This window comes from Streptomyces sp. SID13031, assembly GCF_010548305.1.
GTDB lineage: Bacteria > Actinomycetota > Actinomycetes > Propionibacteriales > Kribbellaceae > Kribbella.
Map to the genome: position 1 here is coordinate 426,699 of NZ_JAAGLV010000002.1, position 15,781 is coordinate 442,479.

Annotated in this window: 12 protein-coding genes and 1 pseudogene; 8 read left to right on the forward strand and 5 right to left on the reverse strand. The window is 66.5% G+C overall.

Annotation, left to right across the window (positions count from 1 at the left end; genetic code table 11):
- Positions 1-40 precede the first annotated feature (40 nt).
- The 3 genes from G3I17_RS06130 (at position 41) to G3I17_RS06140 (ending at position 4,788) form a co-directional block, all read left to right on the forward strand.
- Positions 41-622: a methyltransferase domain-containing protein gene (locus G3I17_RS06130; protein WP_164594894.1), complete on the forward strand. Its 582-nt coding sequence runs from the start codon at positions 41-43 to the stop codon at positions 620-622.
- Between the two features lie 21 nt (positions 623-643).
- Complete coding sequence (locus tag G3I17_RS06135) at positions 644-2,002, forward strand: amidase family protein (protein WP_203589796.1); 1,359 nt, start codon at positions 644-646, stop codon at positions 2,000-2,002.
- Positions 2,003-2,163: 161 nt separating this feature from the next.
- Positions 2,164-4,788 carry a tetratricopeptide repeat protein gene (locus tag G3I17_RS06140; protein WP_239062290.1) on the forward strand — a complete coding sequence of 875 codons (2,625 nt, stop codon included), beginning with the start codon at positions 2,164-2,166 and terminating at the stop codon, positions 4,786-4,788.
- A gap of 109 nt (positions 4,789-4,897) precedes the next feature.
- Here the strand turns inward: G3I17_RS06140 and G3I17_RS06145 are convergent, their stop codons facing one another.
- Positions 4,898-5,311 (reverse strand): hypothetical protein, encoded by a 414-nt coding sequence (locus G3I17_RS06145; RefSeq protein WP_164594897.1) that lies wholly within the window; start codon positions 5,309-5,311, stop codon positions 4,898-4,900.
- A gap of 528 nt (positions 5,312-5,839) precedes the next feature.
- Here G3I17_RS06145 and G3I17_RS06155 point away from each other — a divergent pair.
- Positions 5,840-6,271, forward strand: coding sequence for a class I SAM-dependent methyltransferase (locus G3I17_RS06155; RefSeq protein WP_164594898.1), 432 nt, complete (start codon positions 5,840-5,842; stop codon positions 6,269-6,271).
- 4 nt (positions 6,272-6,275) lie between these two features.
- Here G3I17_RS06155 and G3I17_RS06160 read toward each other — a convergent pair whose 3' ends face one another.
- On the reverse strand, positions 6,276-6,668 hold the full coding sequence (locus G3I17_RS06160) for a RidA family protein (protein WP_164594899.1): 393 nt from the start codon (positions 6,666-6,668) through the stop codon (positions 6,276-6,278).
- A 756-nt stretch (positions 6,669-7,424) separates the two neighbouring features.
- On the opposite strand from G3I17_RS06160, the gene G3I17_RS06165 reads away from it, so the two are divergent.
- Together G3I17_RS06165 and G3I17_RS06170 are read left to right on the forward strand one after the other, a co-directional pair.
- Entirely contained in the window at positions 7,425-7,670 is a 246-nt protein-coding gene (locus G3I17_RS06165; protein ID WP_164594900.1) for a hypothetical protein, read from the forward strand.
- A 535-nt stretch (positions 7,671-8,205) separates the two neighbouring features.
- A complete protein-coding gene (locus tag G3I17_RS06170) occupies positions 8,206-11,940 on the forward strand; it encodes a S8 family serine peptidase (protein WP_164594901.1) in 3,735 nt (1,244 codons plus the stop codon).
- 218 nt (positions 11,941-12,158) lie between these two features.
- On the opposite strand, the gene G3I17_RS06175 is transcribed toward G3I17_RS06170, so the two are convergent.
- Together G3I17_RS06175 and G3I17_RS06180 are read right to left on the reverse strand one after the other, a co-directional pair.
- On the reverse strand, positions 12,159-12,587 hold the full coding sequence (locus G3I17_RS06175) for a hypothetical protein (RefSeq protein WP_164594902.1): 429 nt from the start codon (positions 12,585-12,587) through the stop codon (positions 12,159-12,161).
- A 541-nt stretch (positions 12,588-13,128) separates the two neighbouring features.
- Positions 13,129-13,356, reverse strand: a pseudogene (locus tag G3I17_RS06180) (GTP-binding protein); the annotation flags it as partial.
- Positions 13,357-13,507: 151 nt separating this feature from the next.
- Here G3I17_RS06180 and G3I17_RS06185 point away from each other — a divergent pair.
- Entirely contained in the window at positions 13,508-14,044 is a 537-nt protein-coding gene (locus tag G3I17_RS06185) for a SigE family RNA polymerase sigma factor (protein WP_343238218.1), read from the forward strand.
- On the forward strand, positions 14,041-15,249 hold the full coding sequence (locus G3I17_RS06190; RefSeq protein WP_164594903.1) for a hypothetical protein: 1,209 nt from the start codon (positions 14,041-14,043) through the stop codon (positions 15,247-15,249). The genes G3I17_RS06185 and G3I17_RS06190 overlap by 4 nt, the downstream gene beginning before the upstream one ends.
- Positions 15,250-15,333: 84 nt before the next feature.
- On the opposite strand, the gene G3I17_RS06195 is transcribed toward G3I17_RS06190, so the two are convergent.
- The gene (locus G3I17_RS06195) at positions 15,334-15,762 is read right to left on the reverse strand and encodes a hypothetical protein (RefSeq protein WP_164594904.1); all 429 of its coding nucleotides are present in this window, start codon (positions 15,760-15,762) and stop codon (positions 15,334-15,336) included.
- Positions 15,763-15,781: the final 19 nt, after the last annotated feature.

The following is a 15,781-nucleotide window of genomic DNA, read 5'->3' on the forward strand; positions in this document are numbered from 1 at the left end:
GAGTCGGAGGTACAACAGACCGATCCGCTCGGAGGAAAGCATGACGAACCTGACCATCGAGTCATACGAACGCGACGCCCTCGACTACGCCGCCCAGATCGGCGACTTCCCGCCACCGGTGATCGAAGGTGCGTTGCTCCGACTGGTCGAGGCGATCCCGCCGGGCGGTCGGGTGCTGGAGGTGGGGTCCGGCACCGGCCGCGATGCCGACTTCATCGAATCATGTGGAGAGTCGGTACGCCGTACCGACGCCACCCGGGCGTTCCGGGGCCTGCAGGTTGCCAGGGGCAAGCAGGTGGAGCCGCTGGACGTGATCAGGGACGATCTGGGCGGACCGTACGACGGGATCCTCGCGCTGTGCGTGTTCATCCACGTCGATCGGGACTCGACACTGTCGGTGCTCCGGAAGGTCGCGGCCGCGCTGCGGCCGGCGGGCGCCTTCCTGGTCTCCGTTCGCGAGGGATCCGGCGAGACGAACGGCGCCTACCTGATGTCGTACTGGGATCGGGCGGAGTACGACGCCTTGCTGGCGGAGGCTGGGCTCAGGGTCGATTGGGACCAGCGGCACACCGACTGCGATGGCGACACCTGGCTGACCTTCCTGGCCCGCAAGGCCCACTGAGCGATCGTAAAGGACACCATGATGAAGAACATCGAAGGACTCTCGCTGGTCGATCTGGCCCGGGCTCTTGCTGTCGGCGATCTCTCGGCGACCGAGGTGCTGGACGCCTATCTGGAGCGAATCGCAACCCATAACGAGGCGTTGAACGCTGTGGTGTCGCTGGACGAGGACGGTGCCAGGGCACGGGCAGCGGAGGCCGACAAGGCCTGGGCCTCCGGCAACCCCATTGGGCCCCTGCACGGCGTACCGCTCACGCTCAAGGATGCGCACGACGTGGCCGGTTTGCGAACCACTGTAGGAACCTCGGATCTCGACCGAGTGGCGGGGGCCGACAGCACGGTGGCTGCCCGGCTGCGGGCGGCCGGTGCCAACCTCATCGGACACACCAATGTGCCGGCCTGGCTCGCCGACTACCAGAGTGACAACGCGATCTTCGGCCGGACCAACAACCCCTGGGACCTCACCCGGACGCCCGGTGGTTCGAGCGGTGGGCCGGCCGCCGCGGTCGCGGCGGAACTGACACCCGGAGAGATCGGATCGGATCTGTCCGGCTCGTTACGGCAACCAGCGGCGTTCTGCGGCGTGTACTCGCTGAAGCCGACCGAGCACAGGGTTCCTCTCACCGGCTTCCTCCGTACGCCGGGGCCGCGGCCTGTGCGGGTGATGGCCTGCATCGGACCGATCGCGCGCAGCCTGGACGATCTCGAACTACTGATGTCTGTTGTCGTCGGCCCGGACGGGTACGACGCGGAGGTCTCGCCGGTCCCCTTCGACCATCGGCCTGAGATGTCACCGGGGGAACTTCGGCTGGCGGTGGCGCCGACGATTCCGGGTGCGCCGATCGCCGGCGTACTGAGTGACCGGGTTCGCGAAGTCGCCAAGGGTGTGTCAGACGCCGGCGGTCGTGTCGCCGAGGAGTTGCCCGACGTCAACTGGGATGAGCAGCTGGAGCAGTTCGGGGATCTGCTCAACACACTCACTGGCAATCCTGACGATCACCGGCTAAGTGACTACCTCACTGCGTTGCACAGGCGAGACATCCTGATCGCTACCTGGGACGCGTTCTTCGGGGAGTACGACGCACTGCTGATGCCGGCTGCGGCCACCGTGGCCTTCCCCCACTCCGACGGTGACGTACTGGATATCGACGGGCAGAAAGTCCCGTATTACCAGCAAGGATTTCTGTACGCGTTCTCCAGCCTGACGGGCCTGCCGGCTCTGACCATTCCGGTCGGGACGGACACGGCCGGGCTCCCGGTCGGCCTGCAATTGATCGGTCCCCGCTGGTCGGAAGCGACACTGCTGGCTGTTGCCCGCGGACTCGAGTCCACCGGCATCACGCCGGGCTACCAGCGGCCGCCACTTCTCGGCGTCGGCTGATCGAAATGGCGGTCTCAGGGCTGGAGGTTCGTGTACTCGGGCCATTCGGCGTGACCATCGACGGCCGCCCGGTCGAAATCAGCTCAACACGCTTGCGCGTTCTGCTCGCGACGCTCGCGATGTCAGCGGGGGAGGTCATTTCGACGGAGCGACTGGCGGCGATGCTGTGGGGCCAGCAGGTCCCCGCCGACGAGAAACGTGGCCTGCAGACCACCATCTCTCGCCTGCGAGGGCTGCTCGGGGCCGGCATCGTGACCAAGAGCGCGTGCGGGTACCTGCTCCGCTGCCGACGTGAGCAAGTCGACGCGCTGCGGTTCGCCGAGCTGGCGGCGATACCGCCGGGTGACGAGCACGAACGGATCCGCTTGGAGCAGGCCCGCTCGTTGTGGCGAGGCACGCCTTTCCACGGGATCGACTCACCTCGCCTGGTCGAACTCGAGTTGCCCCGAATCACCGAGACCTACCTTGCCGTCCTGGACCGGCGAGCCGATTTCGCCATCGCTGAACAGCGGGACTCCGAGGTGCTGCTGGCGGACCTCCAGGAGGCGTGCGCACACCATGCGCTGAGGGAGACCACCTGGGCGCGGTGGCTACTCGTTCTCGGGCGAAGCGGACGGCGGGAGGAGGCGCTGGACAGATACGAGGAGGTCAGGGCCCGGATGGCCGATCAACTCGGCGCTGACCCTGGCCCGGAATTGCAAGCGGCCAGGGCAGAGCTGCTGGCCGCCGGGGGAATGGGTGCGGTGGTGACTTCGAATCGTGCTGCGGTCCCGCGCCAGCTACCGGCGAACGTCGTACGGTTCATCGGGAGGGCAGCGGAACTCACCCGCCTGGATCGGTCACTGGCCGATGGCCGGCCGAGGGCGCCGATGATCGCGGCCATTCACGGTACGGGCGGCGTGGGCAAAACGGCCTTCGCCGTCCATTGGGCTCATCAGGCCGCCCGGCTGTTTCCCGACGGCCAGATGTACGTCGACCTGCGCGGCTATGCGCCTGCGGACCGGCCACGGTCAGCCGCCGAGGCCCTCGATCTGCTTCTGCTTGGTATCGGCTTCGAGGGGAATCTGGTCCCTTCTGACCTCGATGGTCGCAGCGCGCTCTGGCGAACTGCATTGTCGGGCCGACGAGTCTTGCTCCTACTGGACAACGCGCGCGATGCCGGCCAGGTGCGACCGTTGCTGCCCGACCGGGGTAGCAGCCTCGTCCTGGTCACCAGCCGCGATCAGCTCCGGTCGTTGTCCTCGCCCCGTCGAGTAGAGCGGATCGTCCTGGACCGGCTGGCAGCCGAGGAATCGAGGGAGCTGGTGTCGCGGAACCTCGAGGCCGAGGGCATTCGCTGGCCGGCAGCATCCGTTGCTGAACTCGCCGCCTTATGCGCCGACCTTCCGCTGGCACTCGCGATCGCCTCGGAGCATGCGGTTCGGGATCCGGCCGGTTCCGGGGAAGAGTTGCTCGACTGGCTACGCGACGAACAGGATCGGCTGGACGCACTCGAGACCGGTGGTGATCCGCTGGCCAGTGTGCGGGCGGTCCTGACGGCATCGTACGAGGTGCTCGATACGGAGGCGGCGCGAACCTATCGGCTGATCGGCAGCCACCCTAGTGCGGATCTCGGTGTCCCGGCGGCGGCCGCGTTGACCGGCACGACCTGTGCTGTGGCCCGAAGTCTGCTGGACCGCCTGCAGAACATGCACCTCGTTCAGGAGCGCGAGCCTGGTCGCTACTCGATGCATGACCTGGTCCGGATCCACGCGATCGAACAGTCGGCGAGACTACCGGCCGATCGGGATCTTGCCCTCCTGCGCGTCTTTGACTGGTACCTGCGATCGGCACTCAACGCCCGGGCGCAGATGGGGTTTCCAGAGCTGCCGACCGATTTCGACGAGCCCCAGGCAGGAGTCCTGCCAGCGACCTTCGAGCTCGCGAGCGATGCTTCAGGCTGGTTTGATCAGGAACGATCAGCGCTCGCCGCGACGGTGCATGCGGCGAGCCGGGCTGAACACCCCGCGGCCTATCGGATCACGCAGGCGGCGAACGGCTACCTGTTTCACCGCGGCATGCTTGATGAGCTTTTCAGACTGCATCACCTCGCGATCAGCGTCGCTGAGAAGCTCTCCGACAGCTGCGCTGTGGCGCTATCGCTGAATCAGCTCGGCAACGTCCACAATCGCCTGGGAAAGCACGGACTGGCCAAACTGCACTTCGAGCGCGCCCTCGATCTCTTCGAAGGTGTGGGCAATATTCGTGGACAGTCGTCCGTGTTGAGCAACCTCGGGTCGACTCTGCGAATGCTCGGCAGAGCCGACTCGGCCGTCCGACGGCATCGCACGGCGATCGAGATCGGCCGCCTGCTCGACGATCCCGCAGAGGAGGGAAGTAGCTGGAACAACCTGGCCATGAGCTACGTCGAACTCGGGGCCTACGAGGCAGCGTCCGACACGGCCCAGAAGGCGATCGAGCTCTGCGAAGTGGCCGGGAACCAGTGCTACGTCTCGTTCGCGCGAGACACACTCGGGCAGGCACTGGCAGGACAGGGTAGATATGCCGAGGCGATGCTTGAGTTCGGGCAGGCGATCAGCTTCGCCTCCGCGGCCGGCGACCAGTGGCACGAATGCACCACCTTGGCGCAGGCAGCTACTGCACAGGCCGGGGCTGGATTGATTGTCGAGGCGAGGCGCAGTGTCCTTCAGGCATTGGAGATTCTGGACGAGATTGGAGGCGGGGACACTGGCGAGCTGCGACGGGACGACCTCAAGACACTGTTGGCTACGTTGCCGGACAGCTGAAAGATCGCTCGTGCTGCCATCTTGTAGCTGCCCTGATGGCGACTGTCGATGCCCTCGACCGACGGCGGGGCCGCGTGCTCCATTGTTGCGGACGGCAACCAAGGCGTGCTCAGGTCTTGGGGAGACCTGGGAGTAGATCTTTCAGAATGTCATGTACTACGGAGCGGGCGGCCTTACCGGCCAGGTTGTCGTAGACGACCACGAGCTGGACTACTACCCGGCCGACTCGCATGAAGCCGGAGCCGCTCCTGGCCACAATGCCTAGGTCGGCCTGGTCGCCCAGGCCGGGCCAGTTCTGGTCGGCGGCCAGTTGTTCGCTTGCTTCGGCGACTGTTTTGAAGGCGAAGACATTGAGGACCATACCGCGTTTGGTGTTGACGGTTGCTACGCATTGGGATCCGCTGATGGCGGCGTCGGCTACCTCTGGGAAGGCGGCGAATTCGGCCCAGCCGGCGCTCTTCGGGGTCTTCTTCTGCTGGGTGGCCAGCCACTTCTGCCCGCCCATCTGCTGGATGAAGCGCACCTTGCGCAGGTACGGGCATGGGTTCGCGAGGATGGGGAAGTCGGTCAGCGGGGCAGCGCCACCGGTCGGCCTGGCCAGGCCCGACGTCGGCGACGCGATCGAGGTGGGTGTCGGAGTGGGCCTCGGCGTCGGTGTGGGCGTCGGGGACGGCGTGCTCGAGGGGCTGGGAACAGCTGCCGGGTCGCCGGACGAGCATGCGCTCGCGAGCCCAAGGACCCAGAACCGCCACCGCGATCTTCGCGAAACGTATCATGCGGTTGAGAGTAGAGCCGCTGGAGTTCATCGACCCGGGTTTCCTGAGGGTTGCGCCGTATCTCCTTGCAGACAGGCGGTCTGGCTTTCAATCGATCGCGATAGTTGCTCCAGGCCACGAGTGCGGCGTGAGTGGTTTGAAGGCGCTCTGTAGGCACTTGTCCGCATAGTTGGCGCCACAAAGCCTGCAGGTTGCCGACGCGGATGTTCTCGCCCGCGGCGGCTCCTGACTGTTCGTGAAGTCCGCCCCAACCTCACTTGTTCGATGGAGGAGTCGTGACCGCGCGGCTGCCGCCACGACTGGCCGAGATCGTTGCTGCCCTACCAATCAGTCCACAGGACCGCATCCTCGAGATCGGTTGTGGCCCTGGTGTCGCAGCGCGGGCAATCGCCAGACGCCTCGACACCGGGCACATCCTGGCCGTCGACCGATCGGCAGCAGCGATCGAGCAACTCCGTGCGCTCTCGGCACCAGAGCTCGGCTCTGGACGTCTGAGCGCTCGCCAAACAAGCATCGAGGACTTCACTCTGGACAGTGGTGAGGATCCGTTCGACCTCGTCTTCGCTGTCAGGGTTGGTGCTCTCGACGGCCGGCACCCTGCCGAGGGCAAGATCGCGCTCGAACGCATCGCGGCGATCACCAGCCCAGACGCCCGTCTCTTCATCGACGGCGGGAGCCCGCCTCGCGAACCCCCGATCCGCTGCTGAGGCGTCACCCGACGTCGACCGCGACTGCCTCGATCTCCAGCAGCCATGCCTCGTCGTAGATGTCGCAGATGATGATGGTCAGCGCGGGGCAATGGTCGCCGAGGATCTCTTCCCGCAGCGTGCTGCTGACGTCGCGGAAGCGGCGATCGGCGAGGTACATGTTCACCTTGGCAAGGTTGCGAACGCCCATGTCGGCTTCGGCGAGAACGGCCAGGACGTTGCGCCAGACGGTGCGGTACTGCGTCTCGAAGTCCGACGGGATCTCACCGTTCTCGTCGGACCAGTTCACCTGACCGCTGACGAAAACCGTACGCTGCGCCTCGGTGACCAACGTGCCGTGCGTGTAGTTGCCGGTCGGCACGGGTAGCCCGGCCGGGTTCAGTTGGGCGATGCCCATCACTTGCTCCTCAGATTGATGTTGCCGCGTCAACGTTCTTCGAATGTTGCGGCGGGTTCTTCATGTAGTCCTATGGTGCTCGTGCCCCGCGCCCTCTTCTCCGCCGATCTTGGTGCCTCTGTCACCTGCAGCCTGGCCGTAAACCAGTCCTCCGGACATCGGCCATATGCCCTATCCACAGCTCTCGTCGTCCGGTCTCACCAGGGGTGCAGTCGATGCAGACCGCACCTGGTGGAGGCATGAACCTGGTGCCCGGCTTCGGCGCAACCCCAAGCGCAGTGGGAAAACGCACTGATCGCCGTCTGCTCGGTCGTGTTGCCGTCGGCATCGACCAGGTTGACCTTCAACGAGACTGGGCCACGCCTGGCTGTCGCGAAGGTCGCCTTGTATCCTGGCCAGTCGGCGATCGCGTGGTAATGGCGCAGCGTCCGGGACGTAACCCCCGAATCACGCGCGACCTCTGCAATCGACCAACCAGGCAAGATCTACGATGGAGCTGAGTGCTACGTCAACTTCAAGTTGTTAGTGGGGGCCGGAGGCTGATCAGTCCGGGAACCGGCTGCGCAGGGATTCTGAAGGCGGCGTCCGGCAGCCGGCCGATCATGGGTTCGTTCACTGTCAAGGGGAGCAGATGGCAGTTCTTCATGGGGACGAGGCGCCGAGGTTCCAGTTGCCAGGTGTGGAGTTCATAGTGCTGGCTGCGCCGAGTCTCGGTTCAGCCGGCATTTGCACCTGGCGAATGGCGTTCGAACCCGGGTGCTCGGCAAGGATCCGCACACGCTGGACCGCGACGAGGTCTTCATGGTGCTGGCGGGCACAATCCAGATCACCCCGAACGGCGAGAAGTTCGGCCCGGGGGACGCGGCTGTCGTACTGGCCGGGGGGCAGGCCGCGGTCTTCAGTCTGGGTGAGACCTCGGCCGAGCTTCAGGTAGCCGTGACTGCCGTTTTACCGTCACCGGGGGCGGACGGCTCAAAGCTGCAACCACCGTGGGCACAGTAACGGCTGAATAAATGTTGGATGTCTAGCCGTCAACGAACACTTCACAACGCTTCTGTGAAGGCGTCGCCTGGCAGCGTGTGTTCGGTACTGGTGCAGGCCATCAGGTCTGGACCTGCTGACGATCGGAGAATAGAGAATGCAGAGGGCTTGGCGCGCTGGCGCAGGCTTGGTATCAGCAGCTGTTGTCTTCGGTAGACTCGTCGCACCGCAGGCGCGTGTCTTCCTCGCCCCGGCCTGTACCGGTCTAGCGTTTCCCATCTACGGCGTCCCCCAACGCACCCTGCGCCAGACCCTCGTACCACCACACCTCCTGGGCCCCGCCACCTCAGCCTGGCGAACCCTCGGCAGCTAAGCCATCGCGGCCTCCTGACAACCGCCCTGGGCACCAGGACCACTCTCGCCATCACCACCCCGCTGACCCTGCTCGCCCTGGCCCGAGCCTGCTGGTCGCCGCTTCGTCAGGATCCAACCACTCAGCATTTTGTGGCCTGAGACGTCTTCATTGGTGTTGATGTCGACACAAGGAGCCATCCCCATGCATTTGATCCGTCCAGTCGCCTTGCTCGCCAGCCTGGCGCTGCTACTGACCGCCCCACCCGGTGCCGGCGCAGAACCGGTCCGGGAGTCACGCAAACAACCCACCCGACCACCTGGTACTGCGATGGTCACCCTGATCACCGGCGACCGGGTCGAAGTCGAGAGCACACCTGGCCAGCCGGAACGCGTCAGCTTCCGCGGTGGTGGTGCCGCCACCGCCGCGGTCATCTCGCGGACCGCCGAGCACACATATGTCATCCCGACGGAAGTCTTGAGCGAGGTCGCCAAGGGCCGCCTGGACCGTGCCCTGTTCGACGTCAAAGGACTCATCCAGCAAGGCTACGACGACGCACACCGCAAGACACTGCCGGTGATCGTCCAGTACGCCGGCAGCCCGGCCACCGCGCGGACCCAAGCCAAGAAGGACACTTTCTCCGGTACCACGAAGTCCCGGCTCCTCACCTCGATCGGCGCCCGGGCAACCCAGGTCATCAAGGGCTCGGCCTTCTGGGGCTCGATCAGCGACCCGGTACCCAGGACCAAGAGCCACCGGGTCGAGCCCCAGATCCGTACCATCCGTCTGGACCGCCGGATAAAGGCCGCCCTGGACCAGAGCGTCACCCAGATCGGCGCGCCCGCCTCCTGGCAACGCGGCTACACCGGCAAGGGCATCAAGGTTGCCGTCCTCGACACCGGCATCGACAAGACCCATCCCGATCTCGAAGGCCGGGTCGGCGCCCAGGCCAATTTCTCCGACAGTCCCGACACCCTCGACCGAGTCGGCCACGGCACGCACGTTGCGGGCACGATCGCGGGAACCGGCACCGCCTCCCAGGGCAAGTACCGCGGCGTCGCCCCGGACACGACCCTGCTCAACGGCAAAGTCCTCGACGACGACGGCTACGGCACCGACTCCAGCATCATCACCGGCATGGAATGGGCCACCACCCAGGGTGCGAAAGTGGTCAATCTCAGCCTCGGCGGCGAGCCCACCGACGGCACCGACCCGGTGGCGCAGGCGGTCAACACGCTCAGCCGGCAGACCGGCGCACTGTTCGTGGTCGCGGCCGGAAACTGTTTCGACAAAACACCTGGCCAGATCGCCTCGCCGGCCTCTGCCGAGGCGGCGCTCGCCGTGGGCAATCTGACCCGTGACGGCGGCATCAACGAGACCTCCTGCCCCGGCCCGCGGCGCCGGGACGGCTCGCTCAAGCCCGAGATCTCCGCGCCGGGAACCGGGATCATCGCGGCCCGTGCGGCCGGTACGGCGATGGGCGAGCCGATCGACGACCTCTACACCGCTGCCTCCGGTACGTCGATGGCCACCCCACACGTTGCCGGTACTGCGGCACTCCTGGCCCAGCGGAACCCCGACTGGACCGGCGAACAACTCCGCAACCACCTCATCGCCACCACGGACCCACAATCCGGCAGCAAAGTTCTCGACCAGGGCGCCGGTCGCGTCGACGCCGACCAGGCCACCGAAAGCACCCTGACCCTTGATACGCCGGAGCTGGACTACGGCTACCTGCCCTGGCCGCACCCGAATCCAGCCCCGGTTACCAAGAAGGTCACCTACCGCAACTCCGGCACCACTCCGGTCTCCCTGAGGCTGGACAGCAGAGCCGATGAGGGCAGCGCCCCCGTCCGGGTCAGCGCCACCGACCTGCTGGTACCGGCCGGTGGTCAGGCCAGTGTCGAGGTCACGGCCGAGTTCGGCGGCGCCAACGGCTCGCATAGCGGGCGGATAGTCGCCAGCCCGCCCGACGGCGGCGATCCACTGATCAGCACCTACGGCTGGTACCTGGAACCTGAGATGTACGACGTCACTGTCAGCGCTACCGGCCTCGACGGCAACCTGGCCGATTCGTACGTCCTGATCGGGCGCCGAGGCGACGGCTTCTCCGACTTCCAGGAACTCCCGAACGGACGCCGGACCTTCCGTCTGCCGGCCGGGAGCTATGCGATGTCCACGACGTTCCTCCAGGCCGCCACCGACACCACGCCCGACATCGCCACGCTGGCCGCCGAATCGAACATCACCGTCGCCGGCGACCGCACCGTGGCACTGGACGCCCGCAAGGCCAAGCTGGTTCGGATCGAGGTCAAGGGCAAGCCTGATCTGCGTCCCCACAACGTCGACATGGTTCTGACGCTCAAGGACGCCAAGGGCTACTACCTCGGCCGGGATGCCTTCACCGCGGTGGGACAGTCGTGGGAGCTGCGGGCGACGCCTACGACGATGCCGACGACGGACCGGTCCACGTTCGCCGTCGGCGCCCCACTCGAGGCGCCGCCCTATTGGGTCCGCATCGCCGGTACCGGTCGCGAGCTTCCCGTCAGCGACTTCCTCTACGCGCCCCGATTCTCCGGCACGAAGACCCTGGTACCGGTCGATGCCGGCACCGCCGCTCCGGACGACCTGACCGGTGACCGAGTGAAGGGCAAGCTCGCGCTGGTCCGGCAGTCGGTCGGCGCTGAGGCACACCAAGCGCTCGCCGCCGAGCAAGCCGGTGCCACAGCGGTGATGTTCTTCGATCCGGATCGGCCAGGCCTGGCCCGGGCGATCTTCCCGTTGTCCTCCGGAGTCACGATCCCAGTGCTCGCCACGGACCGGGTGACGGCCGGGCAGGTCCTTGAGCAGGCCAAGGCGCTGCGGATCACCGGCGTCGCGTTCGGTTCGTCCGTCTACCAGACCGCCGAGATCTGGCCGGGCCGAATTCCCGCCGATCCGTCGGTTCGCAAAGCGCCCACGGACTTCGCCGCCGTTCAGGAAGAGTTCGGCGCACCGACCGGTGACGGGATAATTTCGTCGAAACGCGCCGGCTACGGCACGGAGTACCTGGAGGGTGCTGTCGGCGAGAGTTGGGATCGGTTGCTCCCGGCGCCCGGACGCCACACCACCTACCTGACTGGTTCGCTGACCTGGGTCCACAAGATCGTTGCGACCGACCGGAACTTCGCAAGTGCCACCCGCTGGTTCGGTGAACCGCGGCTGTACAAGGCCGGGGAACAACTGAAGGAGCGGTGGTTCGCGCCGGTCGCGATCTCCGGCCTGCCCCGGCACTTGCCCGAGGAGATCCACGGCACGTCCTTCGTCGGCTGGGAGAGGGACATGCTGATCGTCGCGATCCCGCCTTTCGCGCACGGAGCGTCGCGCACCGAAGAATGGCCGTACTCCGTCGGGGGTCTGGTCGGGACCTACGACCTGGTTGTGCGGCGCAACGGGTCCGAGATCGGAAGGCACGACCAGCCGGCGTGGGGGTTCTTCGACGTCCCGACGGAGGCGGCGTACTACCAGATCTCCCTCGATGCCCAGCGGCAGGAGACCTGGTGGCAGTACTCCACCCGGGTCACGTCGAACTGGTCATTCCGCTCCCGGGGCGGCAAGCCCGAATTCATGCCCCTGATAGTCGCCGACATCGACGTGCCGGGGGCAGACCTGCGCAGCCAGGTCAAGGTCGGGCGGCCGACCCGGATCGACCTCGGTCTGCGGCACCAAACCCGGAGCCAAGGTTCCCGTTTCACGAAGGCCAAACTGGAAATGTCCCAGGACGGGAAGAACTGGGTCGAGCTCCCACTTCGTGCCGGGTCCGGTAACAGCTACTCGGCCACGGTCACCCACCCGGCCGAACACGCCGGCAGGCCTGTGCACCTCCGCCTCGAGGTAGCCGACGCAGACGGCGGCCGCCTCACTCAGGAAGTGACGCGCGCCTACGGGCTGACCAAGTAGCACCGCAAGACGCTGCCAGTCATCGTCCAGTACGCGGCGCCCGGCCACCGCCCGTAACCTGCGAAGCAGGACTCGGTCGCCGGCATCGCGAGGTCCAGCGTTCCTGAACTCGCTCCTTCCGAAGCGCTGAAACTGGCCGGCGGACCACGACAGGACCACTCACTCGAGGGTGATGGTCCTGTCGTGGTTCGGTAGCGGGCTGTATGGCCGGGCGGTGCTCAGGTTTGTTTGCGGCCGTTGGCCCGCCGGGGGAGCAACGTGCGTGGCTGCGAGGACTTTGAGGGATGCTGCGACGTCCGGGTCCGTGCTACTGGCGCAGCGGCCGGCGGTGGCGCCGCGGCTAGCTTGTAGTTGATCGCTTTCCGGGTTGCGTACGCGGTGTGGAGGGCGTCCTGGAGTTGGAACGGTTTCCCGAGTTCTCCTTCAGCTCGGGTGATCTCGTCGATCCACTCGTGCTTGGCGGCCAGTTTGCGGTCGAGCCTGCGGAGTGCGTTCTCGAAGCGGACGACCAGGCCGGCTAGGGCACGGGCGCCCTCGGCACGTTCGTTGTGCAGGCGGCCATCGACGTGCATCCGGACCTGTCGCTGCGGGTTATTGACCCGTCGTGCGATGACGGCCTCGAGGTGCGGGATCTCGCTGCGGAGCATCGCGAGCTGCTTGGTGTCTTCGCGGATCCGGTGACCAGCATGCTCTGGGCTTGGCTGTTGCCCCTTCAAGCCGGACCAGGCGTGAGACGTCCGCGTCGGCCTGGGCCTTCTCCATCAGGAGCGGGTTGCCACCGGACAGCGCTTTGACCTCGGTGGCTGACAGGGTCATCTCGCCGATGTCTTCGATCTCGCGGGAGTCGAGTCGTCCGCTCATGAACTGGCCGATGAACCGGGCCTTGCGCTCGACGGTCTGCCAGGAGTAGGTGTCGAAGGTTCCCGCGGTGACGTAGCCGACGATTTCGAGTTCGGGGTTCTGGTTGTGCTGCCGGCGGCCGCCGCCGCGTTGGATGATGTCGGCTGGCGGCCAGGGGCAGTCGACGTGGTGCAGTGCGACGAGGCGGTCTTGTGCGTTGGTGCCGATGTCCATCTTGGTCGTCGATCCGAGGAGCACCTGTACCTGACCGGTCTTGGCGGCGTCGAACATCGCGGCTTGTCGCGGCAGTTCGAGCAGTCCGCCGGGGGTGTCCGGCTTCGGCGTGAGCGGCAGCCGGACGGCCTGCGACTCGATCGTGATGCCGCGTTCGCGCTCGATGTCCATCCGGTCCAGGTACTGGGCCCGCATCTGGCGGCAGTCGACACCGGTGATCTGCAGCATCCGGTCGGCCAGCGTCGACCTACCGTGGTCGATGTGGGCGATGATGCAGAAGTTCCGGATCAGCGACGGGTCGGTGCGACCAGGCTGCGGCAGGGTCGTGGGGCCAACGCGCACAGAGAATTCCAGTTCGTCTCGAAGCGGGCAACTGATCAATCACCCCACGCCACACCACCGGGTTTCGACCAGCACATCGTCACTGTTGGCCATCGATGAACCCGGCCGGGTGATACCACAGCGTTTCGGAGTCCGGCGCGTCTCTAAGGGTGTGACGAATCTAGTGGTGAGCATCCGGCATCCTCACCGGGCTGCGGCAGACGACGCGGGTACGGCCGTCTCGGAGCTCTACGGGCAGCACTGGCGCGGCCTCGTGCGCTTGGCGGTCCTGGTGATCGATGACCGACAGACAGCCGAAGACATAGTCCAGGAGGCTTTCGCCCAGCTGTACCGGCGGTGGCCACTGAAGGACTCCGACAAGGCGCTGGCGTACCTGCGAACGATCGTGCTCAACGCGAGCCGGTCGGCCCTGCGACGGCGAAGGGTCGCGCGGCTCTACACGCCGCCGCACCAGGCGCCCCAGGACTCCGCGGAGAGCACCGCGGTACTCGGCGAGGAACGCCTCGAGGTGCAACGGGCACTCCAGTCGCTGCCCACCCGGCCGCGCGAGGTCCTCGTACTGCGCTACTACCTCGACCTCCCGTTCGACGAGATCGCGCAGATCCTTGGGATCAGCGCCTCCACCGCGCGGGCGACCGCGTCTCGCGGCCTGACCGCCCTGACCAAGAAGCTGAAGGAAGTCCGATGAACGACACCAAGAACCGCCTGCGCGACTACCTGCAGACCAAGGCCGGCACGGTCCCGGACGCGGCCCAGGGTCCGGGCCTGCAACTGGACGCCACCGGCACCCCCACTAAGCGTGGCTGGATCCCGATCGTCCTGGCCGCCGCCACCATCGGCGCGGTCCTGGTCCTGGCCGTACCCTTCCTCACCCGCCTCGCCGACAAGCAGCCCACAGTGGCCGACTCTCCGGCCGCAATGCCGACCGGCCCCGTCTCTACCGGCGCTCCGCGGATCCCGTACGCCGTCACCGTCCACAACAACCCGGACAACCCGCTGGACACCTGGTGGGCCGTCATCCAGGACGGCAAGCAGAAGGTCAAGAATCCGGGCGTCAGGGGCGAGGTGCTGGCTCGGCTGGGCGGCGGCTGGCTGGTCAAGACCGGCTACCCCGACCCGAAGAAGTCCCAGGCCGCGATCGTCGACCCGAAGGGCAAGGTCACGCCACTCGGACCGACCGGCGCCACCTATCCCGTCATCTCCCCCGACGGTCGGCAACTGGCCGTCGCGGTCGCGCCGTACGGGGCCAAGGACAGCCGAGTGGTCGTGGTGAATGTCGAGGACGGCAAGGAAACGGCCAGACTCGACCTCCCGATGCCGAGCATCAGACTGATCGGCTGGAACAAAGACGGCATCTGGCTGACGCCGGAGCTAGTGGATTCCCGGCCGGTGTCCGTCTGGCAGCCCGGAGCGGACCAGCCGCGGACGGTCGAAGAGCTCGGCCTCCGCGGTGAACTGCAAGTGGTTCGGAGCAGCGACGTGGTCGTGCAGTTGAGCGGCAACGGCATCGACGGCTACTGCGCCAAGGCCGCCACCCTCGGCGCGAAGGGACTCGAACTGAAGCGCGAGTACTGCTTCGAAACCGTCGAATCGGACCAGGCCGCGGCTTACGTGGCACTGTCACCGGAAGGAAGGACGATGGTCCTCAGCACCCGGGTCGCCGTCGACATCGCCACCGGCAAGGCCACCAAGCTCGGAATCCCGGCCAAGTTCGGCGGCTGGACCTGGAACAGCGCGGTGTTCGAAGACCCGGCGACCGTGATCGTGCTGGCCGACACCAGGGGCGTGAAGCCGCTGGCGCAGAAGATGTTCCGCTGCAGCGTCACAACCGGCGAGTGCAAGGCGATCCTGACCTCCAAGTCCAATGAATCTCTGGCTGCGGTTCGTCCCTGATCGCGCCGCAAACAGACGCAGCGGCAGCCGATGACTGGCTGCCGCTGCGGCTTGCTCCCAGTAGGTACCAGCTGTCCACGCGGATCAGCCGCAGTACGAACTTGCCCAGCTGCTCGCTGGGCGATCCAGGGCTTGAGCGCGTCGCAGTAGTGCTGCACGTGATCGACCTGGAACCCGCTGCGTGACAGCGTGCGGAGGATCACCGGCAAGAAGTCGACCAGGAACGAACGCGGTCACGTTGGATGTCGTCGCCGGCGTACCGTCCCGTTCAGCCAGCTCGGTCCACACCGCCGCGGGGATTCGGCCCTGGGCCTCCTGCACCTGGCCGTGGTAACACGCGACGGCCAGCACCAGCCAGGCGTTCAGCTCCGCCAGCGTCATTACCGCCTTGCCGTCGCTGTCGTAGGCGCCACGCTGGGCGACGTTCGAGAACGTCGTACCCGGCACCTCGTCGTGGACCAGGCGCATCACCGTCCCGATTACCCGCTCCACCGCGTACGGCTTTCCGCTCATCGGGTAGCCCGCCCTCCAC

Bases quoted from the DNA above. Each gene is read 5' to 3' on its own strand.
- G3I17_RS06130 (WP_164594894.1), top strand. From the start codon at position 41: ATGACGAACCTGACCATCGAGTCATACGAACGCGACGCCCTCGACTAC.
- G3I17_RS06135 (WP_203589796.1), top strand. From the start codon at position 644: ATGAAGAACATCGAAGGACTCTCGCTGGTCGATCTGGCCCGGGCTCTT.
- G3I17_RS06140 (WP_239062290.1), top strand. From the start codon at position 2,164: ATGCTGTGGGGCCAGCAGGTCCCCGCCGACGAGAAACGTGGCCTGCAG.
- G3I17_RS06160 (WP_164594899.1), bottom strand. From the start codon at position 6,668: ATGGGCATCGCCCAACTGAACCCGGCCGGGCTACCCGTGCCGACCGGC.
- G3I17_RS06170 (WP_164594901.1), top strand. From the start codon at position 8,206: ATGCATTTGATCCGTCCAGTCGCCTTGCTCGCCAGCCTGGCGCTGCTA.
- G3I17_RS06175 (WP_164594902.1), bottom strand. From the start codon at position 12,587: ATGCTCCGCAGCGAGATCCCGCACCTCGAGGCCGTCATCGCACGACGG.
- G3I17_RS06190 (WP_164594903.1), top strand. From the start codon at position 14,041: ATGAACGACACCAAGAACCGCCTGCGCGACTACCTGCAGACCAAGGCC.
- G3I17_RS06195 (WP_164594904.1), bottom strand. From the start codon at position 15,762: ATGAGCGGAAAGCCGTACGCGGTGGAGCGGGTAATCGGGACGGTGATG.